The 24,339-nt window shown below is 40.0% G+C and carries 21 protein-coding genes, 1 tRNA gene, 2 pseudogenes and 2 other annotated features; of the genes and pseudogenes, 4 read left to right on the forward strand and 20 right to left on the reverse strand.

Annotation, left to right across the window (positions count from 1 at the left end; all coding sequences use genetic code 11):
- Positions 1 to 18: 18 nt before the first annotated feature.
- The 4 genes from HMPREF9243_RS05675 to HMPREF9243_RS05690 form a co-directional block, all read right to left on the reverse strand.
- Entirely contained in the window at positions 19 to 399 is a 381-nt protein-coding gene (locus HMPREF9243_RS05675) for a VOC family protein (RefSeq protein WP_013669778.1), read from the reverse strand.
- Between the two features lie 313 nt (positions 400 to 712).
- Positions 713 to 797 (reverse strand) — tRNA-Leu (locus HMPREF9243_RS05680).
- 185 nt (positions 798 to 982) lie between these two features.
- Entirely contained in the window at positions 983 to 1,861 is an 879-nt protein-coding gene (locus HMPREF9243_RS05685; protein WP_013668804.1) for a DegV family protein, read from the reverse strand.
- 177 nt (positions 1,862 to 2,038) lie between these two features.
- Positions 2,039 to 2,779 (reverse strand): esterase family protein, encoded by a 741-nt coding sequence (locus HMPREF9243_RS05690; protein WP_013669099.1) that lies wholly within the window; start codon positions 2,777 to 2,779, stop codon positions 2,039 to 2,041.
- 342 nt (positions 2,780 to 3,121) lie between these two features.
- On the opposite strand from HMPREF9243_RS05690, the gene HMPREF9243_RS05695 reads away from it, so the two are divergent.
- The 4 genes from HMPREF9243_RS05695 to HMPREF9243_RS05710 all read left to right on the forward strand — a co-directional run bounded on the left by HMPREF9243_RS05695 (position 3,122) and on the right by HMPREF9243_RS05710 (position 7,570).
- Positions 3,122 to 3,481, forward strand: coding sequence for a hypothetical protein (locus HMPREF9243_RS05695; RefSeq protein WP_013669729.1), 360 nt, complete (start codon positions 3,122 to 3,124; stop codon positions 3,479 to 3,481).
- A 117-nt stretch (positions 3,482 to 3,598) separates the two neighbouring features.
- Entirely contained in the window at positions 3,599 to 4,090 is a 492-nt protein-coding gene (locus HMPREF9243_RS05700) for a MarR family winged helix-turn-helix transcriptional regulator (RefSeq protein ID WP_013670114.1), read from the forward strand.
- A complete protein-coding gene (locus HMPREF9243_RS05705; protein WP_013669119.1) occupies positions 4,044 to 5,771 on the forward strand; it encodes an ABC transporter ATP-binding protein in 1,728 nt (575 codons plus the stop codon). Before HMPREF9243_RS05700 ends, HMPREF9243_RS05705 begins: the two co-directional genes overlap by 47 nt.
- Positions 5,771 to 7,570, forward strand: coding sequence for an ABC transporter ATP-binding protein (locus tag HMPREF9243_RS05710; protein WP_013669068.1), 1,800 nt, complete (start codon positions 5,771 to 5,773; stop codon positions 7,568 to 7,570). The genes HMPREF9243_RS05705 and HMPREF9243_RS05710 overlap by 1 nt, the downstream gene beginning before the upstream one ends.
- A 60-nt stretch (positions 7,571 to 7,630) precedes the next feature.
- Here HMPREF9243_RS05710 and HMPREF9243_RS05715 read toward each other — a convergent pair whose 3' ends face one another.
- The 16 genes and pseudogenes from HMPREF9243_RS05715 to HMPREF9243_RS05785 all read right to left on the reverse strand — a co-directional run bounded on the left by HMPREF9243_RS05715 (position 7,631) and on the right by HMPREF9243_RS05785 (position 24,270).
- Complete coding sequence (locus HMPREF9243_RS05715; RefSeq protein WP_013669791.1) at positions 7,631 to 8,671, reverse strand: class I SAM-dependent methyltransferase; 1,041 nt, start codon at positions 8,669 to 8,671, stop codon at positions 7,631 to 7,633.
- 74 nt (positions 8,672 to 8,745) lie between these two features.
- On the reverse strand, positions 8,746 to 9,027 hold the full coding sequence (gene rpmA, locus HMPREF9243_RS05720; protein ID WP_013669098.1) for a 50S ribosomal protein L27: 282 nt from the start codon (positions 9,025 to 9,027) through the stop codon (positions 8,746 to 8,748).
- A gap of 18 nt (positions 9,028 to 9,045) precedes the next feature.
- Positions 9,046 to 9,381, reverse strand: coding sequence for a ribosomal-processing cysteine protease Prp (locus tag HMPREF9243_RS05725; protein ID WP_013668755.1), 336 nt, complete (start codon positions 9,379 to 9,381; stop codon positions 9,046 to 9,048).
- A 2-nt stretch (positions 9,382 to 9,383) separates the two neighbouring features.
- On the reverse strand, positions 9,384 to 9,692 hold the full coding sequence (rplU, locus tag HMPREF9243_RS05730) for a 50S ribosomal protein L21 (RefSeq protein ID WP_013668659.1): 309 nt from the start codon (positions 9,690 to 9,692) through the stop codon (positions 9,384 to 9,386).
- 15 nt (positions 9,693 to 9,707) lie between these two features.
- Positions 9,708 to 9,790, reverse strand: a sequence feature (ribosomal protein L21 leader region).
- A 145-nt stretch (positions 9,791 to 9,935) separates the two neighbouring features.
- Positions 9,936 to 10,845 (reverse strand): annotated as a pseudogene (locus HMPREF9243_RS05735) (dihydroorotate dehydrogenase).
- Entirely contained in the window at positions 10,838 to 12,136 is a 1,299-nt protein-coding gene (locus tag HMPREF9243_RS05740) for a dihydroorotase (RefSeq protein ID WP_013669236.1), read from the reverse strand. Before HMPREF9243_RS05740 ends, HMPREF9243_RS05735 begins: the two are co-directional and overlap by 8 nt.
- Positions 12,136 to 13,050 carry an aspartate carbamoyltransferase catalytic subunit gene (locus HMPREF9243_RS05745; protein WP_013669003.1) on the reverse strand — a complete coding sequence of 305 codons (915 nt, stop codon included), beginning with the start codon at positions 13,048 to 13,050 and terminating at the stop codon, positions 12,136 to 12,138. The genes HMPREF9243_RS05740 and HMPREF9243_RS05745 overlap by 1 nt, the downstream gene beginning before the upstream one ends.
- Positions 13,051 to 13,098: 48 nt before the next feature.
- Positions 13,099 to 16,274 (reverse strand): annotated as a pseudogene (carB, locus tag HMPREF9243_RS05750) (carbamoyl-phosphate synthase large subunit).
- A gap of 42 nt (positions 16,275 to 16,316) precedes the next feature.
- Positions 16,317 to 17,396, reverse strand: a complete 1,080-nt coding sequence (locus HMPREF9243_RS05755; protein ID WP_013669633.1) for a carbamoyl phosphate synthase small subunit — start codon at positions 17,394 to 17,396, stop codon at positions 16,317 to 16,319.
- Positions 17,397 to 17,685: 289 nt separating this feature from the next.
- Positions 17,686 to 18,357: an amino acid ABC transporter ATP-binding protein gene (locus HMPREF9243_RS05760; RefSeq protein ID WP_013669943.1), complete on the reverse strand. Its 672-nt coding sequence runs from the start codon at positions 18,355 to 18,357 to the stop codon at positions 17,686 to 17,688.
- A gap of 27 nt (positions 18,358 to 18,384) precedes the next feature.
- Positions 18,385 to 19,878 carry an ABC transporter permease subunit gene (locus HMPREF9243_RS10310; RefSeq protein WP_013669427.1) on the reverse strand — a complete coding sequence of 498 codons (1,494 nt, stop codon included), beginning with the start codon at positions 19,876 to 19,878 and terminating at the stop codon, positions 18,385 to 18,387.
- Between the two features lie 55 nt (positions 19,879 to 19,933).
- Positions 19,934 to 20,146, reverse strand: a binding site (T-box leader).
- Positions 20,147 to 20,218: 72 nt separating this feature from the next.
- On the reverse strand, positions 20,219 to 20,740 hold the full coding sequence (gene mreD / locus HMPREF9243_RS05770; RefSeq protein ID WP_013668857.1) for a rod shape-determining protein MreD: 522 nt from the start codon (positions 20,738 to 20,740) through the stop codon (positions 20,219 to 20,221).
- 14 nt (positions 20,741 to 20,754) lie between these two features.
- The gene (mreC, locus tag HMPREF9243_RS05775; protein WP_155811986.1) at positions 20,755 to 21,459 is read right to left on the reverse strand and encodes a rod shape-determining protein MreC; all 705 of its coding nucleotides are present in this window, start codon (positions 21,457 to 21,459) and stop codon (positions 20,755 to 20,757) included.
- Positions 21,426 to 21,692: a hypothetical protein gene (locus HMPREF9243_RS10490; protein WP_155811987.1), complete on the reverse strand. Its 267-nt coding sequence runs from the start codon at positions 21,690 to 21,692 to the stop codon at positions 21,426 to 21,428. Before HMPREF9243_RS10490 ends, mreC begins: the two co-directional genes overlap by 34 nt.
- A 249-nt stretch (positions 21,693 to 21,941) precedes the next feature.
- Entirely contained in the window at positions 21,942 to 22,676 is a 735-nt protein-coding gene (locus HMPREF9243_RS05780; protein WP_013669090.1) for an amino acid ABC transporter ATP-binding protein, read from the reverse strand.
- A 229-nt stretch (positions 22,677 to 22,905) separates the two neighbouring features.
- Entirely contained in the window at positions 22,906 to 24,270 is a 1,365-nt protein-coding gene (locus HMPREF9243_RS05785; RefSeq protein ID WP_013669803.1) for an aspartate kinase, read from the reverse strand.
- Positions 24,271 to 24,339: the final 69 nt, after the last annotated feature.

Here is a 24,339-nt window from a genome sequence, read left to right on the forward strand (position 1 = left end):
GGAATTTATTTAAATCGTCTATAAGACTCCATCCTGAATCACTTCAATTTTATACCCATCAGGATCAGTTACAAAATAGTAGAAAGGATCCATTCCGGGTAAGCCAGAAATATCAGTCAGTTCGTACCCTTTTTCTTCATGTTGGTCATGAATAGCTTTAACATCATCAACTAATAAACCAATATGACCATAGCCATTACCAAGATCATAACCATCACTGTCATAATTATAGGTTAATTCTAAGCGCCAGCTGGAGCCTGGTAAGGCCATATAACATAAGGTAAATTCATTATCCGGAAAATCCTTTTTATCAACCACTTCAAATCCGAAAGCTTCTTGATAAAAAGCAATCGAGGCTTCAAAATCCTTCACCCGCACACAAGTATGATCAACTTTCATTGCTTCCATCCCTTCTATATTTGCTACATCTATATATGCTTTAATCTTACCCTATCTCACTAAGATTTTCAAAGTAAAGCTGCTATTCAAACACTTTACTAGGCTAAACTTAATTTCTTTGACTCAGTTCTTATATTTTCTTTTCAAGTATTTAAAAAAGCGTAATCTAACATATAAGCTACTGGCAGGTGTTTGGAAGCTAAATACGGTAAATAGGTACTAAAGCGGAATAGAAAGTAATAAAAAAGCGGTCCTTAGAACCGCTCATTCATTTACTTCTATAAGCCTTTTGGCCTGTTTCTAAAATATTTTATGCGGCCAAGAGGACTTGAACCTCCACGGGAATTACTCCCACTACCCCCTCAAGGTAGCGCGTCTGCCGATTCCGCCATGACCGCTAAATTTGACTACCCATATATCATAACTTAATTGTCACTCTTCTGTCAAGAACTTTTATTATCCTTTTCTGCAAAAGAAAAAGCCTATTAACAGCAAATATCATATAGCCTTAATAACTGTAATTATTAAGTGATCCAATTATATAAAAAAAGAGCCGAGATTATAGACTCAGGCTCTCTGTTTATTATTCTCCTTGTGGGCGACGACATGCTAGCGTTCCCATGCCAATACATCCTTGGCCTCCATGGGTCCCTAAAACAGGGGTCAAATAAGTCGTCATATAATCTAAATCAGGGAATTCAGCTAAAATTGCTTGTTCAAATTCTTTGACTTCCTCAGGGGCATTACCATGAGCAAAAGCTAATTTTAGCCCTGCAGGGTAGCGATCTTTTGCCTCTTGAACGAGTTCAATATAGCGCTTGATCACCTTACGTTTGGTTCTAACCTTATCAAATAAAACCACTTCACCTGCTTCATTGAAGTATAGAATAACAAATACTCTTAGCATGGTAGACAAGGCTGCTTGAAAGGAAGTTGCTCGTCCGCCTTTAACAATATTTTTCAAGTCTTTTAACATGACATAGACACGGGAGTTATCAGCAATCCATTGCATTTCTTCCGCTATAGCTTCAGGCTGCCGCCCCTCTTCTACCATTGCCATTCCCTCTTTTAAGATGTGAAGCATTTGGATAGAAGTTCCCTTAGAGTCGATAATATAAGAATTAAAGTGTTCAGCATACTCCTCTAAAATCATATGGGCAGTCTGTAAGGTCCCGCTTATTTTAGAGGAAAGGAAAATACCAAAAACTGTGTCATAGCCTTCTTCCACTAGCCGGTCACAGACCCGGTAAAATTCTACAGGTTGAGGTTGCGAAGAGCTTGGGAGGTCCTCACTGGTCTCCAATTTGTTGTAAAAGCGCTTGCTTTCCGCAATATCTGTCGTGTCACCAAAGACCTCCCCATCAGGAAAACGTACCGATAATTCCACTTCCATGACATTGGGCAAATTCTTCATATTATCGGGAAGTGATGCCGTACTATCAATGATAAAAGCAGCCTTCATAATTTACTCAATTTCCTCCTTATATAAAATGGGTATTTAATTATCTTATACTAGCACAAAAAAACAATTTTGATAAGTAAAGACCATTGTCTATAAGAGACTAGTTAGCCAATTATTATTGATAGCATTAACGTCCGTTCTAAATGCCGTTTGTTTCTCCACTATTAAGTGTCTTTATCACAGGGGATACAAAACTTGCAGAAAATATGGCATTTGTTTGCGCCACCATGGCCAATCATGGGCCACATCTTCTCCCCAAGTATCAAACCAAGCAGGGATTTGTTTACATTCAAAGGCCGCTTTTAGGCTATAAAAGCTTGATAGACCATCTTCTTCCCAGGGGCCGAGTCCTGTACATACAATGATATCGCCTTGGCGGTAATGGTCAATAAACCAAGGATCATTTTGCCCCCAAAGGAAATCGACTGGTGAGTTATGGTAAATTTCGAAATCATCCTGGTAGCCTTTCATGAAATAACGAACATCATATACTCCACTTAGAGCAATCACAGTATCAATTACATCTGGGTGGTTTAAAAAAGTATTAATGGCATGATAGGCTCCCATACTGCAACCGGTTGCGCCCATGGGGTCCATCCAATTCGAAACATGCTTAATTAAGGGAAGAGCTTCTTCAATAAAATAACGATCATAAGCCTGTTGGGCTAAAGCCATGTCGTGACCTGATTTATTGGATAACCAGCTCTGATCATCATAGGATGATAAAGTAAAGAATTGCACCTTACCATTATCAATCCAAGCTTGGCAGGCCTCAATCATCCCGAAATCAGCATATTCATTATGAGACCCACCTGAAGAGGGAAAGACCAAAAAGGGCTTTCCAGCGTGTCCATAACGATTAATTGACATATTCCGTCCAATATTGTGCCCATAGTGGGTATAGCTTTCAAAATTCATAACTGTCTCCTTAATATTCACCTAAGTATCAAATTAGTAGAGCGAAAATCAATTAATTTTGACTTGCCTTAAGCCTCGCTTCACTCATTAACAAAATTGCCAGCATTGCTAAGGGTAGACTTATCTGCTAAGCTAGAAGATCAGTCATTTTTTATCAGCTGGATATTTTTCCTCATAGTATAGCACAATTTAAATCGAGATTATTAGCTTTAGACAATATTTGGCAAACAATAAATCAGTACCTGCTCATTGGTTGGAACAGTTGACAATCAGAACATATGTTCTTATATTAAGAGATAGTACGATATGATTATTTACTAGCTAATATAAGGAAATGATTCTATGCCCGAGCAAACGAAACACAAAAAATTTCCCCATGCCTATCGATCCATGATCAAATGGCAGAGCATGTTCCTATCTGAACACCGAGAAGCCTTAAGGTCAAGGCAAAAAAATTACGGTAGAGTCCATCCCCTGGCCATGACTAGCCAGCAAATGACTTTGACCGAACTCCGCCAGAAACTTTTTCTGGCCTTGAATAGTCAACTCCCCTGCATCATTGTTTTGAATGAAGTCGACTCAGATGGCCACTATCGATTACTACATGGTTATATACACAGCCTGGACCACGAGTATTTTCTGATGAACCAAGAAACAATTCCTTTATCTCTCCTTAAATCTTGCCAAGTCATTCTAGATTAATCGGCTTATTTTACCGAATTTTAAAGGCCTAAGCGCTTTACTTGTAAATACAAGTAAAAATGATTATCATGGATAAATGGACATTTTCAAAAATAAAATGCTTAGAAAGGAGTTACTATGGAGTTTGTCAAAGACCACCTAAGTACGCTACTCTTTCAGGTAGCGACTTTAGAAAAAAGCTATATCGACAAACAGGTTAAAAAAGCTAATCTAAATATCATTCAAGCCAAGAGTCTTTACTATATCCATCTCCATCCCCAGCTCATCCAAAAAGAGCTTGCAGAATATTTGGATAAACCCCATGCTACGACCAGTAATATTGTAACTAGTCTGGAAAATAAAGGTTATCTTTATCGCAAACAAATTTCTGGGAATGAACAAAAGAAATACCTGTTCTTAACGCCACAGGGAGAAAAACTGGCTAAAGAAATCCAATTCATTTTTGACCAACTTGAAGAAATTGTGACTAACAATTTATCCTTAAATGAAAAAAAGAAATCCAAGAATTACTCAAACGTATTCACAATAATTTACAAGAACAAAAATAAGAAAGGAGTCGCCTATGTTAAAAATATTAAAACGCATCCCCATACACTTAATCTTGCTTAGTATCTTCTTTGCATTTGCCCAAGGGCTTGCTGAGTTAGTCTTACCAACTTTCACCGCTGGCCTAGTTAACCAAGGGATTGTTCCTGGCGATTTTTCAGCCATTAGCCGAATTGCTATCCAGATGCTAGGTGTCACCCTAATCATTGTTAGTTCTGCCCTAGCAAATATCTGGTTTGCTTCACAAGCCTCACAAGGACTGGGAAAAGATTTACGAGATACCATCTACGCTAAAGTACAACGCTTATCGAAAGACACTTACGATCATTTTGGTGGTGCCTCTCTGATTACTCGGAGCTCAAGTGACATTATGCAAATTGAATTGACCACAATGATGGTCTTACGAATGTTTCTATTGGCTCCGGCTATGCTTATTGCTAGCTTAGTGATGGCCTACCGAGCAAGCGCCTTACTTAGTCAAACCTATCTGGTTACCATTCCCCTAGTTATTATCTCTTTAGCCTTAGTCCTCTATTTCGCCTCCCCCTTATTCCGCGCCATGCAAGCCAAGGTGGACAATATGAACCTTATCTTTAGAGAGGGACTAACTGGTATTCGCGTCATTCGCGCCTTTAATAAGAGTGACTATGAATCCAAGCGCTTTGCTAAGGCCAATGAAGACTATCGGCAAACGGCTGTTGGCGCCCAAATTCGCTTAGCTTTCCTACTCCCTGCCCTACTCTTAATTTTGAACCTAACCACGATTTATATTAACTGGTTCGGGGGGCATTTAGTCGCCAACCAACAACTCAGCATTGGAGTTATTCTTTCCTTTGTTTCCTATACATCCATTATGGGAATATCCTTTGCCTTTATCGGCATGATGTTTGTTCTCATCCCAAGAGCCCAAGTTTCAGCTGAACGGATTAACCAAGTCCTCGATGCTCCCGAAAAAATTCATTCCCCTGCTGATGGTGGCAAGACTTTTTACCCTAAGCGGCAAGCTAGACTAGATTTTGACCATGTCAATTACAGCTATCAAGGGGCAGAATCTAATGTTTTAACCGATATTAATTTCTCTATCAAAGCTGGGGAAACCTTAGGAATCATTGGCGGGACAGGTTCGGGAAAATCAACAATTGCTAACCTCATCCTGCGCTTCTATGAACGTTCTAGTGGCGACATCAAGATTAATGGCGAAAAAATTGAAAGTTATAATCTTGATGCTCTACGTGACTATATCGCCTACGTTCCTCAAAAGGCCAACCTTTTTAAAGGAAATATCCGATCTAACTTAGAATTTGGTAAGGAGCAGGCTAGTGATGAAGAAATTTGGCAAAACTTAAAGATTGCTCAAGCTGCTGACTTTGTGTCAAACTTACCCGATGGCATTGACTACCGGGTCGAGCAACGCGGTTCAAATTTCTCAGGAGGACAAAAGCAACGTCTCTGCATCGCCAGAGCCCTGATGAAGGATGCGGCTATTTTAATCTTTGATGACTCCTTTTCTGCCTTAGATGCTAAAACAGATGTCAACCTAAGACAGGCACTGAGTCAGTACGCCAAGAATAAAATTACCCTTATTATTTCGCAAAAGGTCTCTACAATTAGGGAAGCTGATAAAATTTTAGTCTTAGAAGACAATGGGAGTGTGGCTGGTTTAGGTAACCATGATACTTTAATGGAAACTTCGCCTTTATATGCTTCTATTGTGTCATCACAACTCAAGGAGGTGAGTGAATAATGGGAAGACGTACACCAAAATCAACTAGCAAAGCCCTTAAACGTCTTTTTAAATTTTTCGGTCACTATCAAAAATCATTCATTGCGGTTGTAATCCTTTCGGTGGCAGCAACGATAGCCGAAACCGTTGCGCCTAAAATTTTAGGACAAGCAACGACCTTGATTGCTGAAGGGGTCAGCCAAGGCCTACAAGAAATGAATGGACAAATGGGCTATAAGATTGACTTTACCGGGATTTTCCGTGTGCTTCTAGTGGTCGCTGCCTTATATATCGCCACTAGTATTGGCCGTTACTTCCAAAATTATTTACTTTCACATGCCGTACAGGGAACAATTGCTAATCTCCGCCAAGCCATGCGAGATAAATTGAACAAGCTTCCAATTAGTACCATTGATCATTTATCGACCGGTGAAATTTTGAGTCGGGCTATTAATGATATTGAAAATATTGCCCGTACCCTGCAACAAAATATCGCTCAGACCATTATGAGTATCACCCAATTAATTGGTGTAGTAACGATGATCCTCATGATCAGTCCCAAAATTGGGGGGCTTATGATATTAACTGTTCTATTTGCTGTTTTCCTAGTCAGCCGCATCACACCAATAACTCAAAGACTCTTTGCTGACCGGCAAAGAATTCAAGGAAGCATTAATGACCATATTGAGGAAGACTATAATGGTCAAATTGAAATTCGTGCTTTCAACCAACAAGGCCATAAGCGCGATCTATTTGAAGAAGAAACCGATGCTTATTATAAAACCTCACAACGGGCAGAATTCTTTTCTGGTTTTCTCTATCCCATGGTTAACTTTATCCGTAATTTAGATTACGTCCTCATTGCTTTTGTCGGGGGGATAGATATTTTACAAGGTCGTCTACCACTCGGGGACGTCCAAGCCCTCTTGCAATACAACCCACAACTTTACCAACCCATTTCTAACCTTGCTACTATCGTTAACCAAATTCAAAGTACCCTAGCTTCCGCAGAACGGGTATTTGAATTCCTAGATCTGGAGGAAATGGAAGTAACCCATAGCGACTACTCCGTTATTGACACTGATAAAAAAGTAATCTTTGACAATGTTTATTTTGGTTATGATGACGACCATTACACTTTAAAAGATTATAATTTGGATGTTAATGAGGGCGAAACTATTGCTATCGTTGGCCCTACTGGTGCTGGTAAAACGACTCTAATTAACTTATTAGAACGTTTCTACGACGTCGATAAAGGCAGTATTAAAATTGATGGTAAAGATATTCGTGACTATTCCCGCGAGGATGTTAGTAAACAAATGGGCATGGTCTTACAAGATACCTGGCTATTTAACGGAAGTATTTATGATAATATCGCATACGGTGATCATAACCAATCTGTTTCAGAGGAAGAAGTTTATGCTGCAGCTAAAACTGCCCATGTCGATGACTTTGTTCGGAAATTGCCTGATGGCTACGACACCATCATTAATGAAGATGCTTCAAATATTTCTCAGGGGCAAAGACAGCTCATTACGATTGCCCGTGCCCTAGTAGCCACACCAGATATCTTAATCTTAGATGAAGCGACCTCAAGTATTGACACACGCACTGAAGAATTAATTCAGAAAGCAACCGAAAAATTACTTAAAGGACGAACCAGTTTTGTGATTGCTCACCGTTTAAGTACGATTCAGGATGCTGATCAAATTATTGTTATGGACCAAGGAAGAATTATTGAAAAAGGTAACCATGAAAGTCTAATGGAAAAACGAGGCTTCTATTACGGCTTGTATAGCGCCCAATTCCAAGAAGATTAACAAAAAGCTCAGTCTCTTTTACTGCGACGTAGTAAAAGATAGACTGAGCTTTTTTATATATTATTCCCCATTAACGATATGCTTGTCTAACCAATCGTTAAATTGTGAAGTAAATTGTTTCATGTCGTCAACTGCTTTAAAATCAGGAATGTTACCAATAAGGACCTGGTCACTTTGCTTGGCCCGGTCTCCTTGTTTTTGAACAATCAGGATACTTTTTTGAGAAAACTCATTTTGAAAAAGACTTTGGGGTAAATTAATAAAGGCTTGCAAATAAGCTGTTTCATTTATCCCTTGCATCAATTGCGGTAGCGTTGGATCGGTTAAAGTAGATTTAGGGACTAAGAACAAACCCCAAGCATTGTCCTCTAAATAATGAATCCCCTGCTCAATTAACAAATAATGGGCATAGGCATGGGAGCCTTCCTCAATAAATTTTGCCCCGCTCTTAAAAGTCTGGGCGACTTGGTCTTGAGGATAATAGCCTATCGGTAAATCAGCAATAATAACCTGACAGGGATCAACCAACAGATCTCCCAAAGCATCAGCAAGGGTGAGTTTTGGACTTAAGCCAAGTAAGGCCATGGCCTTTTCACCAATAGATAGCATCAAGTCATCATTATCAACTCCGGCCCCAAGGACTTGATAATCTTGGTCCGTAAAAGTCTTCGCCACCAGTGACCATAAATTACCGGTACCAAAGCAGGGATCAAAAAGATTGATAGATTTTTCTAGCGAATTTTGATTAGACTCAACTAAGCGAAAGGCCAAGTAGCCGATAATTAAGGCAATGGCATCAGGAGTGGCTTGATAATTAGCCTGTATTTCTTGCTTCTTTACCCCTTCAATCAATAGCCATTGGATGATATTATGCTTGGCTTCCTGGTCTAAAGCCTGCCACTGACTTTTTTGATAGAGCTTATTTAATTCCTTAATCACTTGATCGTCAGGTGCTCCGTTAATTTGCTGGGCTGATCCTAGTAATAGGTTCTGTAATGTTTCGTGAATCGCTTCAACATAGGTCATCTCTAAGGCCTGAGCACTTTTTTCGGTCGCTTCATGCAAATAGGTAAAGGCTGCTTTAATTCCTTCGGTATCCATAATCGACTCCTTTTAAATGTCTATATAATAAAAAAAGGGCTGTGACAACTGTCTCAGCCTCTTAAGTCGTCTGCTTAAGCTTCTTGGTATACAGAAACTTGTTTGCTGTTACGACCTTTACGTTCAAATTTAACTACACCATCACATAGTGCGAATAAAGTATCGTCTCCACCGCGTCCAACGTTTACACCTGGATGAATATGGGTACCACGTTGACGGTAAAGAATTGATCCACCAGTTACAAATTGGCCATCTGCCCGTTTAGCTCCTAAACGTTTAGCTTGTGAGTCACGGCCGTTAGCTGTGGAACCGCCACCTTTTTTGTGGGCGAAAAATTGTAAATCTAATTTTAACATGTTAGGTTCCTCCTTTGTTTACTTATTTAAAGATACCTGAAGATAGTCAGGTTGACTGGCACTAACATCATCTTTTAAGGCATAATAGCAACTTTTAAATAAGATTTGAGCAATCCTGGCCTGACTTTCATCCAAGTCAGCGGGAATTTCGCAATAGAGATAACCCCCATCTGGATCTAAGTCAACAATTGGAGCAACTTGTGTTAAACGCTCCAAATTATTTACCAGGGAAAAAGTTAAAGTTGACACCGCAGCACACACTATATCATGACCATATTCCCCTGATAAAGCGTGTCCTAGCACTGTCATACTTACAAAGCTTCCATCTTTACATTTAAACTTTGCTTGAATCATACTTAAGCCTTAATTGAATCAATTGTTACTTTAGTATAAGGTTGACGATGGCCTTGTTTAGAACGAGAGTCTTTTTTAGGACGGTATTTGAAGGTAGTCACTTTCTTTTCGCGACCTTGTTTTTCAACAGTTCCTTCAACTGAGGCACCTTCTACTAATGGTGTACCAATTTTAGTACTTTCACCACCAACAAAGACTACTTCGTCAAAGGTTACCTTATCTCCTGCTTCAGCATCTAATTTTTCAACAAAGATTACTGAACCTTCCTCAACTTTAATTTGCTTTCCACCTGTTTTAATAACAGCGTACATGCAATGCACCTCCTTATAATTACTTAGACTCGCCAAGATAAGTGATCAAATAATCATACTTGATTCTTCAACTTATCGATGCGCGGTTGCAGTTCTGGTGCTTACAGAAATACAACAAGAGTAGTTTAGCAAAATTAAGCCCTAAGGTCAAGGATAAATCCTTAGCTTTTGTAAGTATAGAGCCTCACTGGTTTTTGTCGCCCTTTTTTATGCACTTCATTTTACAACTTACCGTATTTTAATTTAAATTACTTGGATATCTGTTAAACTTGAAATACCTAATTCTGCTAAACGAGACGGTAATTCTTTAGCTAAATCAATACAAATTCCAGGATTTTTAAAGTGTTGGTAACCCACTTGGACTGCGTTAGCTCCGGCCATAAACATTTCAATCACATCATCAGCCGTGCATACACCACCAACCCCGATAATAGGCAGCTGGCTTTGTTGGCGGACTTGGTGAATCATTCTTAAAGCCAAGGGTTTTAAGAGCGCTCCTGAGATTCCCCCATAGCCATTACCTAGAACTGGTCTTTTTCTTTAATATCAATACCCATTCCGAGTAAAGTATTGATCATGGTTAGCCCATCTGCACCTGCTTCTTCCAAGGCTTGGGCCATAGCCACCACGTCATCGACATTGGGTGACAATTTAACGTATACTGGTAGGTCAACTAAGGACTTAATTTTTCGGTTAATTCCTTAGCAAATTGAGGATCCTTGCCAAAAGCTAGGCCGCCCTTTTTCACATTCGGACAAGAGATATTAATTTCAAGAGCGTTCACTAAGCCGGATTGATCAAATAATTGGGCGACTTGACAGTAGTCCTCAACTGTATTTCCTCCTACACTAGCAATGATAGGCAAGCTAGGATATTTTTCTTTGAGCTGAGGAAGTTTTTCCTTGATAACCACATCAATTCCTGGGTTTTTTAAGCCTACTGCATTAAGACTGTAGTCATCATTCCACCACATCTTGGGATCAGGATTGCCTTCGCGAGCTTCCAAAGTGGTGGTTTTTATCACTAAGGCGCCTAATTGACTTAAATCGAGGTCTTGGCAATTAGAGAAATCACCATAACCAAAACTCCCACTAGCGGGCATTAAGGGGTTAGATAAAGATAAACCTGGTAATTCCACTTGGATATTATTCATTACTATTTCCTCCCTCAGCTTGATAAACAACTTTTCCATTAACTAAACAATATTCGGTTTTTCCGTATAAACTGGTGTTATTTAGAGGACTATTGCTACTCTTTGAGGCGTAGTCACTAGCCTTGACTTGATAAGGACGGTCGAGGTTAAAAATACTAATATCAGCGGCTTGCCCTGGCCAGATTGTTCCTGCTGTCTCTAAATGGAATAATTGACGAGGTTGGTCAGTCATTAGGGCAATGAGCCTTTCTAAACTGAGTTTCCCTCGCTTAACTAATAGCGTGTATAAACTCATAAAGGCTGTTTCACTACCAACAATTCCAAAGGGGGACTTCAAGAAACCTTGACTCTTTTCTTCTTCGGTATGGGGAGCATGGTCTGTAGCGATCAAATCAATAGTCCCGTCATTTAAGGCTTGGACTAAGGCTTCTTGGTCTGATGAGTTTCTCAATGGCGGGTTCATTTTATAATTGGCATCATCTTTTAAGATATTGCCATCATGGAAGAGAAGGTGGTGGGGAGCAACCTCACAAGTAATATTCACTCCATCCAATTTGGCTTGGCGAATCAAATTTAAACTGGCCGCCGTAGACACATGGCAGACATGGTAGTGGACCCCTGTTGCCCGAGCTAATTCAATATCTCTAGCCAATTGACTGCTTTCAGCCACTGATAAAATCCCAGGAAGTTCCAAACGCTCTGCAGCCTTACCTGCATTGATCACGCCATTATTAAATAAGGAACGATCTTCTAGGTGAGCACAAATGGCTAGGCCTTGCTCTTTGGCTGCTAGCATCGCTTGATACATGGTTGCAGCAGATTGGACACCATGTCCATCATTACTCAAGGCAAAGGCACCCTCCTCCTTCATTGCTGGAATATCAACAACTTGGTCACTGGTTAAATCCTTGGTAATGGGAGCGTATTGATGGATCTTTACCTCACCATCACTTTGATTCTTTTGAATTAACTGGCTAAGTTTTTCAGGGGTATCAGGAACAGGATTGGTGTTAGCCATGGTACATACGCTAGTAAAACCTCCGCGAGCTGCTGCCCGGCTACCACTAGCAATCGTTTCTTTGTCTTCAAAACCTGGTTCTCGGTAATGCACATGGATATCAATAAGGCCTGGAGTCACCAAGCAACCTGAAGCATCAATCACTTGATCAACTTCATCTGGGTCGGCCAAGTGTTGACCCAGAGCTTGGATCTTTCCTCCCTCAATAAGAATATCCATTGTCGTCAAAGAGCCCTGACTATAAACCTTACCTGCTTGAATTAGGACTTTCATTATTTCTCACCCTCAATCACACTCTTTAAGATAGCCATTCTCATATAAACGCCATTTTCCATTTGTTGCACAAAGCGACTCTTTTCTGATTCTACAAGTTCACTAGCCAGTTCAACGTCACGATTAATAGGACCTGGATGCATTAATATGGCATGGTCTTGTAGCTTTTGATAACGGTCTAAATTAATTCCATATTTCTCATGATAACGCTTAGGGTCAAAACTCTTTTCCAATGGGTCATCAGAATGTCTTTTATGTTGGACCCGTAAGAGCATCACCACATCCATTTGGTCAATTAACTGGTCAATGTCTTGGTAGCTGCCATATTGGTCCATTTGAGGATCATACCAGGCTTCTGGGCCCGAAAAGAATACTTGACTTCCCAATTGGTTGAGTGATTGGGCATTGCTGCGAGCTACCCGCGAATTTTTAATGTCACCAATAATTGCAACCTTCAAACCATCAAAGTGCTTAAACTCCTCATAGATAGTCATCATATCTAGTAAACATTGGCTCGGATGTTGGCCACTACCATCCCCACCATTAATAAGGTGGATTTTGTGGTGGTGCTTATTAAGCTCTTTTAATAGGTCAAGATAGTACTCATTTTGAGAATGGCGAATAACTAATGCATTAGCTCCAATAGCTTCTAAAGTAATAACGGTATCATAGAGACTTTCGCCTTTATTGACCGAACTCTGACTCACTTCAAAGGGTAAGACTTGATAACCCAACCGCCGTTCTGCCTGCTCAAAACTCATATGTGTTCTAGTTGAATTTTCATAAAACAAATTAGCCATAGTAATGGATTGGGGATGAACCGCTACTGGACTATTTTTAAAAGTTTCCCCTTGTCTAATAAGCTCCATTACTTCTTCATTGCTTAAATCTTGTACACTGGTTAAATGTTCCATTCTTATCCCCCTAAAATTTTTCTAAAGTTTAACGATTTCTTGTCTATCTTATAAGGCTTGAGTTGAAATACTGCGGCTTTGTAGTACCTTCAGCATGGCTAAAGCAGTGTCTAAGGTGGTAAACAGTGGAATATTATGTTCAATAGCTAATTGACGAATAATTTGACCATCCTCACCAGCTTCTTTTTGTCCACCAACAGTATTGATAATGGCTTGAATCTTGCCATTTTCAATTAAATTAGGAATACTATTTGCCTCATTACTGTTAATTTTAGCCACAGCTTTTACTTTTAGACCGTTATTGCTGAAGTATTGGCCAGTACCCGTAGTCGTTAAAATTTCATAGCCTAAGCACTTAAAGCCATTAGCCAGGGTCAGGGCTTCTTCTTTCGAAAGGTCATCAATGGTGAAAAGGATGTTTCCAAACTGTGGCAGGTGTAAGCCACTAGCCTCAAAGGCCTTGTAGAGAGCTTCTTCTAAACTCCGACCACATCCGATGACTTCACCTGTCGATTTCATTTCCGGACCTAGTAAACTATCCACTTTGGCCAATTTATTAAAGGAGAAGACCGGTGCCTTAATATAGACGCCGTCTGCTTCTTTTGGCGAACTAAGGTCGATCAAATCGCTAAGTTTTTTACCAAGAATTAACTGGGTAGCGACTTGAGCCATGGAAATATTGGTTACCTTAGATAGGAATGGCACCGTCCGACTGGCTCTTGGATTAACTTCGATTACATAGACTTTCTCGCCTTGGACGATAAATTGAATATTCATTAAGCCCACACAGTGCAAGGATTTAGCTAATTCCTGACTGTATTGAATGATAGTTGCTTGCACCGATGCACTTAGGTTTTGAGGTGGATAAGCAGCAATGGAGTCTCCCGAGTGCACTCCGGCGCGTTCAATATGTTCCATAATGCCTGGAACATAGGCATCTTCACCATCTGAGATCACATCAACTTCACACTCTATACCGAGGAGGTAATCGTCGATTAAGACAGGATGATCTTCACTAACTTCAACAGCGCTTTGGATATATTTATGTAATTCAGCTTCACTATAGACAATTTCCATAGCCCGACCGCCAATGACATAGGAAGGACGTACTAAAACAGGATAACCAATTTCTTTAGCTGCCTTGACCGCTTCACTTTCATTCATTACCGTTTTCCCATTAGGCTGAGGAATATTTAAAGAATGAATCAATTGTTCAAAAAGATCCCGATCTTCTGCGCGGTCAATATCTTCTACTTGGGTTCCCAGTAATTCCACTCCAGCTCTAGCCAATGGCCAAGCCAGATTAATCGCTGTTTGTCCACCGAACTGAACGATAACCCCTTTAGGCCGCTCTAAGTCAATAACATTCATCACATCTTCAAAACTTAAGGGTTCAAAATATAATTTATCCGATATCGAAAAGTCAGTGGAGACTGTTTCTGGATTACTATTAATAACTATGGCTTCATAGCCAGCATGTTTTAAAGCTTCAACACAGTGGACCGTGGCATAGTCAAATTCAACCCCTTGACCAATACGAATAGGACCAGATCCTAAGACAATGACTTTTTCACGGTCAGAAACTTGCGATTCGTTGGCTTCAGCATAGGTGGAATAGAAGTATGGGGTTTGTGATTCAAATTCCCCTGCACAAGTATCAACCATTTTATAACTTGGCAAAATACCAGTCTTAAGACGATATTCTCTCACTTCTTCTGGTGTCCAATCCCATAGTTCAGCGATTTTTACATCGGAAAAGCCTTTTACCTTGGCCTTGCGCAAGATGTACTGATCTCCTACATTTTGGCTTAATTCTTCTTCCAATTCCGCAATAACTAAGAGTTTATCAAGGAAGAAAGGGTTTATTCCAGTCCATTGGTTTAACAAATCAATATCTACCCCACGGCGGACCGCCTCAGATAAATAAAAGAAACGATCATCTTGGGGATGTTTGATTTTTTCAGCTAAGGTATCCATATCTAAGTCAGCAAAGTCACTAATTTCATTATGGATCGCGCCAATTTCTAATGACCGGCAAGCCTTGAGCAGGCTTTCTTCGATATTTCTACCAATCGCCATAACCTCCCCAGTTGCCTTCATTTGAGTCCCTAGATGGCGGTCAGCATGCTCAAACTTGTCAAAAGGAAAGCGCGGCATCTTACATACCACATAGTCTAAAGCAGGTTCAAACATGGAATAGGAAGAACCAGTGACTGGATTGATCATTTCATCGAGAGTCAAACCAACAGCTATCTTAGCAGCTAGTTTAGCAATAGGGTATCCAGTGGCTTTAGAAGCTAAGGCTGAAGACCGTGATACCCGAGGGTTAACTTCAATCACATAATAGTTAGCTGAATGAGGGTCCAGAGCTAATTGGACATTACAACCACCTTCAATCCCGAGGGCCCGAATAATTTTTAAGCTCACATCTCTGAGCATTTGGCTATCCTCGTCGGAAAGAGTTTGTGATGGGGCAAAAACAATGGAATCCCCAGTATGGATACCCACCGGGTCAAAATTTTCCATATTACATACTACCAAGGCATTGTCTTGGCTATCCCGCATAACTTCGTATTCAATTTCTTTGTAGCCGGTGATCGAACGCTCAATCAAACATTGGTGAACTGGAGATAAGGATAAGCCATGTTCAGCAATTTCCGCTAATTCTTCCTTATTGTCGCAGAGTCCTCCACCAGTTCCTCCTAGAGTAAAAGCAGGACGAACAATTATCGGATAGCCAATTTCATTAGCAAAGGCGATAGCTTCATCAACATGGTGGACGATTTTGGATTCAGGAATTGGTTCACCCAAGCTTTCCATTAACTCCTTAAATTGTTCCCGGTCTTCAGCTTGGTTGATGGCTTTTAAGTCCGTTCCTAAGAGTTCGATTTCTAAGTCTTCTAAAACGCCAGCTTGGGAAAGTTCAATAGCCATATTCAAGGCTGTTTGCCCCCCTAAGGTAGGTAAGAGAGCATCAGGGTGTTCTTGGTGCAGAATTTGAGTTAAAAATTCCAATGTTAAAGGTTCCATATAAACCTTATCGGCTACTTCACGGTCAGTCATAATGGTCGCTGGATTAGAGTTCACTAAGACCACTTCATAACCTTCTTCGCGTAAGGCTAAACAAGCTTGAGTCCCTGCATAATCAAATTCTGCTGCCTGACCAATCACAATAGGGCCAGAGCCAATAACCATTATTTTTTAATATCATTACGTTTTGTCATATTTCCTCCTATTTTCTAACTCACTGATTAGATTTAAATAGATTATTTTGTTTGCTTACTTTCTTCGATTAACTTTAAGAAGCTGTCAAATAGATATCCAGCGTCATGAGGCCCAGGGCAAGCATCGGGATGATACTGAACCGAAAAGACGGGGTACTTTTTGTGACGAAGCCCTTCGACAGTATGGTCATTAATCTCTTCGTGGGTGATTTCTAGGTCTGCTGGTAAATCTTCTCGACTGACGGCATAACCGTGGTTTTGACTAGTAAAATGAATTTGACCAGTCGCAAGTTCCCTAACGGCATGGTTAAAACCACGGTGACCAAATTTCATTTTATAAGTTTTGGCCCCGTTAGCCTTCGAAAACAGTTGATGGCCCATGCAGATTCCAAATAAGGGATAACGCTGCTCTAATTCGCGGATGGTGTCTAATGCTTCAGGAAGATCATCAGGGTCACCAGGTCCATTGGATAAGACAATCCCATCAGGAGCTAGGGCGTTAATTTCCTCTAAGCTTGTATCATAGGGAACCACGGTCACCTGACAATTGCGCTTGGATAATTCAGCTAAGATTGAGTGCTTTAAACCAAAGTCCATCACGATGACCCGGTAACCTTGACCAGGAATCGGATAAGCCGCTTGGGTAGAGACTTTTTGAATCAATTTTTGATCAAGCTCTGTATTTCTTAGGACTGCTAATAAATCACTCAAGGGGGCTTCTTTACTGGTTAAGTAAGCCTTCATAACCCCATGCTTGCGGATTTTCTTGGTTAATAAACGAGTGTCGATACCAGCTAGGCCAGGAATTTTTTTCTGTTTTAAGAAAGTATCGAGATTCATTTGAGACTTCCAATGACTAGGGCGTCTAGCCCACTCATGAACAATGACACCAACACATGAAGGATTTAAGGATTCATAGTTATCATAATTAATCCCATAGTTACCAATTAAGGGATAAGTAAAGGTCAATAATTGACCAGCGTAAGATTGGTCAGTGATGGATTCTTGATAACCAGACATTCCAGTATTAAAGACCAGCTCACCAATCACCTCTTTATCGTAACCAAAGCCTTCCCCTTCAAAGACACTACCATCTTCTAAAATTAATCTCTTTTTTATCATTTCTTATCCTTTCGTTAGCCCTCACAGGAGCCTTTTAACGCCTATTATTAGTCGATAGGAACTGAATAAGCCTCTTTTATCCACTTTTTTCCACTAAAAAAGCCTCCTATACAAGGAGGCTCGACGAAAAGACTAGTCATGTATAGACTAATCCCTTTTTTATATAAGTCTCCTTGCCTGCCTCACGGGACAGGTTTAAAGGCAAATTCAATTTTTTATACTATAGCACAATCTTGAATTACTTGGCAATCCTTTTCCCAAAAAAATAAGAATAAGTAATTAAGATGGCTTATTTAAATTCTTTAGAAGAAACAATCCGGGTACCAAAATCTTCACCAAATTGGGTATCGTGGGTAACCACTAAAATGCCCTTACCTTGTTTAGCGATAGCTTGAACTAACTTTCCTACCTGATTAGCGGACTCGCGGTCAAGGGCCGAAGTCGGTTCATCAAAACAAATGATCTCTGGTGACAGCATCATGGCTCTAGCAATGGCAACCCTTTGCTTTTGCCCTCCTGACAAGGTAGATGGATAGGCATTGGCCTTATCTTTTAGGCCCACGCTATCTAGTAAAAACATGGCCTGATCGAGCAAGTCGGACTTTGGTGCTAACTTTTGCGCGATAGGTGCTTCTAAGACATTGTCTAATACTGTAAAATTAGGAAACAATTGGTAATTTTGAAAAACCATACCAATGGCGTTTTGATAACGGCGTTGACTCGCCTTATCACTGTATTGAACCCCTTGGGAAGTCTCTTGGCAGAGGACCCGGTCCCCAATGGCGATACTCCCTTGGTCACATTTTTCTAAGTTATTGATCAAACGCATAAATGTCGTTTTCCCGGTTCCGGATGGGCCCAGTAAAATAACAATTTCTCCTGGATCAATCCGGCAGTTAAATTGATCAATCACCATATTACCGTTGTAAGATTTTTTTAAATTAGAAACTATTAAGGCCATTAAAATCCCTCCTCTTTCATCACTGGACTACCAGCTCACCCGATATTCAATTCTACGCAAGGCAAGGGTCACAAAGGCAGTGAAGATTAAATAGAATACACCACAAACCAGATAAGGAATAATGGTTGCATAGGTGTTAGCAGCAATCGAGCCCGCTCGTAACAATTCTCCAAGGCCAATCACATAGACTAATGAAGTATCCTTAACTAAGGCAATCACCTCATTGCCGACAGATGGTAGAGTGATTTTCATCACTTGAGGTAAAATGATGCGACGAAAACCCCTTTGCCAGCCAATCCCTAAGACTTTGATACTTTCGTATTGACCTTGGGGTACGGAAGTAATCCCACCCCGGAAAATTTCCGCAAAATAAGCGGCATAATTTACCACAAAGGCAATAAGGGCAGCGGTAAAGCGATCCAAATTAATTCCTAAATAAGGTAAACCGAAGAAAACCATCATCAGTTGTAACATGAGCGGACTCCCTCGCATAATAAAGACATAACCTTCAATTAACCATTGAATCAGTTTGGGGCTAAAGACCCGCATAATGGCGATAAGAAAACCTAATGGGAGACTAAGAGCCAGTACCAAGACAAACAAGACAAGGGTTAATTTAAAACCACTCCATAGAGAGGGAAGGATTTTTTGAATTATATTCTCCTGGCTAGCCACTTGGCGGTTTTCTCCAAACCATTTGGCGACAATTTCATCATATTTTCCGCTAGCCTTTACTTGGTCAAGCCCTTGGTCGATCATTGTCTTAAGACCGCTAGCAGATTTTCGCATCGCGACTGCCATTTGTTCAGGCTCCTTACTGGGGTCCACGAAGGAGTCATATTTTTCTTCCCCACGAACCTCCATAATATAGTGACCATAAGTATAATCAGTGACCACAGCATCCACACGACCGGAATCTAAATCAGCAAAAACCTCATTATAAGAGGAATAGAGAACCGGTTTTTGCGCCAATTTTTGGTAGAGTTGATTGGGCCAGCCCTTAATGTCTTCAGCTGTCGTCGAGCCAGACTGGGTCGATATCGTTTTTCCGACTAAATCGGAAAGTTCCTTGATTGGGCTTCCCTTTTTAGTAATCACGATATTAGGACTTTCAAAATAAGGCTGTGAAAAGAGCATCTGTTCTTCTCTTTCAGGGGTAATTCCAACACCATTCCAAAGTAAGTCAATATTACCACTATTCAATTCGGTTTCCTTCATTGCCCAATCAATTGGCTGAAAGTCGAGCTCCCAGCCGTAAATCTCAGCAATAGCTTGGGCTAAGTCAATGTCAAAACCAACAATTTCATTTTGCCCATTACGAAATCCCATGGGAGCAAAGGTATCATCTAGGCCGATGACAACCTTATCGCCTCTTTTTGGTCCCTCTTCAACAGATTCCATCCGTTCTTGAGGAGCTGCCTCTTCAGCTTCAACATGGTGGTTTGTCACCAACCCCAAAATAGTAACTAAAGCAATAACCATAACTATCCAAGACTTTTTCAAGTCGAATCCTGCTATCATGACAAACTCCTCCTTTTCTTTTAATAAAAAATAAAACGCCCTCTTCGTTTAAAACGAAAAGGACGCTTTCGTGGTTCCACCTTTTTTCGCAACTATCTCACAATAATTGCCTCATGATGTTAGTAACATCGCGATGTAACGCTCGCTAAGCGAATAGCCTTTTAAACTATTGACTCCTGGGTGTGTAGCTAAAGTTTCTTTGTCTGTTTCCACCAGCCAGACTCTCTTTAAAAGAAAGGTTTTAGCCTCTTCCATTCACTGTCATTATGATATTAATTTTCATTATACTGATATTATTTGTATTTAGCAAGATTTATTTATTTTTAAAACCCAATAAGGATCAGCCCTTGACCCAATTTACTAAGCGATAAATCACCAGGTTGAGCAGAAAAATCATTAAACTATTAAATAATAGGGAGGGACCTAAAAAGCTAGCTAAGAACTTAAGATAAATGTCCCCGTGAATACGTAAAATCCGATAGAGCCAATAAATCACATTGTGATATAAAAGATACATGATCACAGCCCAGACCCAGATGCTATAAAAATTCAAGGGAAAGCGATTTTTTACCTGGTAGGATAAGTAAACAACTGCTGGGAACAGAAATAAATTAATCCCTAGAATTCCGTTATAGTATGAATCATACAGAAAACCAATAATAAAAGCCATCAAATAAATCGTTCTTGGCTGGTTATAGTATAAGGGAATCAGGGTTAAGCTAATCAGTAAAAGACTAGGAATAATTTGATAGGCATAGGTATCCACACTAGCTAGTAAGACGTTGACTAAAGCGCCATCCAGTAAGAAAACAAAAATTAAGAAAACAGGAAGGGTTAAATGATAGCGTATATAATCGAACATATCACTCTCTCCTCCTAATTTGCATGATTACTTGCTCCAGCTTGGCTAGCTTGAGCTTGGTGATTGGCCCCTGGAATTTCTTCAGCCACATTAGGGTTTTCTGTATCTGGTTCACTTCTTTGAGACATAATCACAAAGACATGACGGATATCATTGAAATTTGCTGCTGGCTCGACATAGACACGTTTAGCTAAAGCGAATTCATCATCTTCCATTTTAGCCACTTTTCCAATGATTAAACCTTCTGGAGAAACGCCTCCCAGACCACTTGTGGTTACCAGATTTCCCTCTTTTATTTTAGCTTCCTTAGGAATTTGATTGACAATTAAGCGATTATGACTGGAATCGTATTGGTCAATCACCCCATAAAATATCCCATCATCCGATTGGACACCAGCAGCAATTTCCACCGCATCTTCTTGGTCTGAAGTGACTAAGCTCACTTTTGCACTTGTGGGACCAACTTCGGAAACTCGGCCAATGAGGCCTGAGTCAGTCATGACCGACATGTTCTCCTTCACTCCGTTGTTAGAACCTACATCAATAGTCAACTTATCTAACCAATTCTCAGGAGCTCTAGAAATGACTGAAGCTGCAATTACTGTCTTACCAACCAGGGTCGGTTTCAATTTTAAAAGATTGGTCATTTGCTTATTTTCTTCTTTTAAAATAGTATTTTGAGCTTCTAAGCTCTGTAAAGTGGACAGTTGTTTTTTAATTGCTGATTTTCCTGATAGGTGTTCTGTAAATTAGTCACAGAATCGCCAAATTGCATGATGGAATTTGTTGGGGTCGATATCAGGCGAGCTACCATTGCAGTAAAGTCATTCACCCAGGTCATGGGTTGGGGTAAACTTTCCTGTCCAAAGGTGGAAAAAGCAATCAGGCTAAGCGAGCTTATAACACTCAATAGCACAACCACAAGTTTTTTATTTTCAAAAAATTGGCGCAATTTGCTCCATCCTTTCCAAGTCGTAAATCAATAGTAGTCATATTGTACCATTCATTAATCAGAATTATAATGTTTTCCTGTTTAATTATAATTTTTTTACTATCTCTTGAAAAGCAGGAATTACTAGCCTCATCCGTAAAATAAAAGAGAGGCCAGGGTAAAAAACGTCGCCTCTCTTCTAAATAAAAATATTCTTGTCTAAATGACTCCACTAGTTCATGCTGACTCCAAGGTCAGCTGTTTTATTGATTAGAGTACCTTTTCTAGGAAATCTTGGGTCCGTTGATGTTTGGGATGATCGAATAAGTCTTCTGGTTTACCTGACTCGACAATGTAACCACCATCCATAAACAAGGTACGGTCAGACACTTCTTTAGCAAAGCCCATTTCATGGGTCACAATTACCATGGTCATCCCTTGTCTAGCAAGGTCTTTCATGACTTCTAACACGTCACCAACCATTTCTGGGTCCAAGGCTGAGGTGGGTTCGTCAAATAACATTAAGTCAGGATCCATAGCCAGGGCCCGAGCAATGGCTACCCGTTGTTTTTGACCACCAGATAAAGAATTAGGATAGGCGTCAGCCTTTTCTTTAAGGCCGACACTATCTAATAATTCAAGGGCTTTTTGGTCAGCTTCTTCTTGACTTAATTTATTTAATTGAAGGGGTGCTAGAGTAATATTTTCTTTAACAGTCATATGCGGAAATAGGTTAAATTGTTGGAAAACCATTCCGATATTTTCACGCGCCTTGTCGATATCGATACTTTCATCAGACATATCAATACCATCGACTACCACACTACCCCCATCAATCGTCTCCAAACGATTAATGCATCGCAATAAAGTAGATTTTCCTGAACCCGAAGGACCGATGATGCAGACCACTTCACCTTCGCTGATTTCTAAGTTGATATCTTTGAGAACTTCATTATCATCAAAACTCTTCTTTAGGTTTTGAATCACTACTTTTGCTTGAGCCATGTGAGTAACCCCTTTCATAAGTTAGACAAATAAAAAAGACTAAAGAATGCCTAATCTTTTTTATCAAAGTATTAGTAACATTTATTGTTACTTACTTTAGCCTATTCCTTCTAAGATAGCAAGCATTTTTTAAAATAAGTGATAAATCAATCCATAAAATTATTTTTAGTCAAAACAAATTCGACTTCTTTAATGGCTTCTCTGTTTATATTTAAACCTAACAAGTGGCTTAGTCTTCTGCTTCAAAAAATTCATCATAAATTGCCCGTACGGCTTCTGCTTCTTTATTTTCCTTGATACCAAACATCACACTATTTTCGCTAGACCCCTGGTTAATCATTTCTAAATTAATGTTAGCTTGACTGAGGGCCTTAGTCGCCCGGGCGGTAATCCCGATACTTGATTGCATGGACTCACCAACGATCATTAACAGACAAAGATTTTCTCTTTTTTCGACCTTGTCAGCTGCTGTACGTGTTTGGATCGCTAAAAGCAGTTCATCTAATTCTTTTGCGGAAAGTTGCTCTTCTTTAAAGATAACGTCAATATCATCGATCCCTGATACCACGTGCTCAACACTACATTCGTACTCTTCAAAGACGCTCAACACTCGACGCATGAACCCCACTTCGCGATTCATCATATATTTTGTAATATAAACAGAAGCAAATCCACCATGGCTAGCGATACCAGCAATTGGCCATTTATTTTCAGTCATTTTTTTCTCCGTAATCATTGTCCCAGGGGCTTCCGGATTATTGGTATTTTTGACTACGACGGGAATGTTTTCTGCAAAAGCAGGATACAATGCCTCGTCATGAACCACAGTAAAGCCTGCATAGGAGAGTTCACGCATTTCTCGATAGGTTAAATTGCTGATTCCAACAGGGTTGTGAACGTGAGCCGGGCTAGCGACAAAGATGCTATCAACATCGGTAAAGTTCTCATACATAGAAGCCCCCACTCCATTGGCAACGATAGCTCCGGTAATGTCGCTACCACCACGTGAAAAAGTGACTAATTTACCCTCTTTGGTGTAACCAAAAAAACCAGGAAAAACGAGGATCTCATCACGCTCTTTTAGTTTTGCTAAATTGAGATAGGATTCAGCTAAAACCTTAGCATTGCCGGGTTCATCACTAAGAATCAAACCTGCTTCACCAGGATTGATGTAGCTCGCATTCAAGCCACAAGTTCTGAAATAGGCCGCGATTAATTTAGCGTTATTATCCTCCCCACTCGCTTTGAGGGCATCGATAAAGTATTCCGGTTGACTTTTATCCATATTGAGGATGTCATTTAAAGATTTTTTGATTTCATCAATGACTGGCTCTTGTATTTCTAAGGCTTCTGCCATATCGCGATACCTTTCAACGATCTCCTTGTAGGTTTGGGAGGTATCCACGCTGCCATTTAGTGTCTGTGAGGCCAATTCAATCAATAAGTCAGTCACTTTTATATCACCATCAAACCGCTTACCCGGCGCTGAAACAATAACGATTTTTCGGTCCTTATCACTTGCGATGATATTCTTCACTTTTATTATTTGCTTATCATTAGCTAGAGAGCTACCACCGAATTTTACTACTTTCACTAAGACATCTCTTCCTTCTAGAATGAACTAATTGATCTAAAGATAGCATGATTAATAATTGGATTCAAC

The organism is Aerococcus sp. Group 1 (assembly GCF_000193205.1).
Taxonomy (GTDB): domain Bacteria; phylum Bacillota; class Bacilli; order Lactobacillales; family Aerococcaceae; genus Aerococcus; species Aerococcus urinae_A.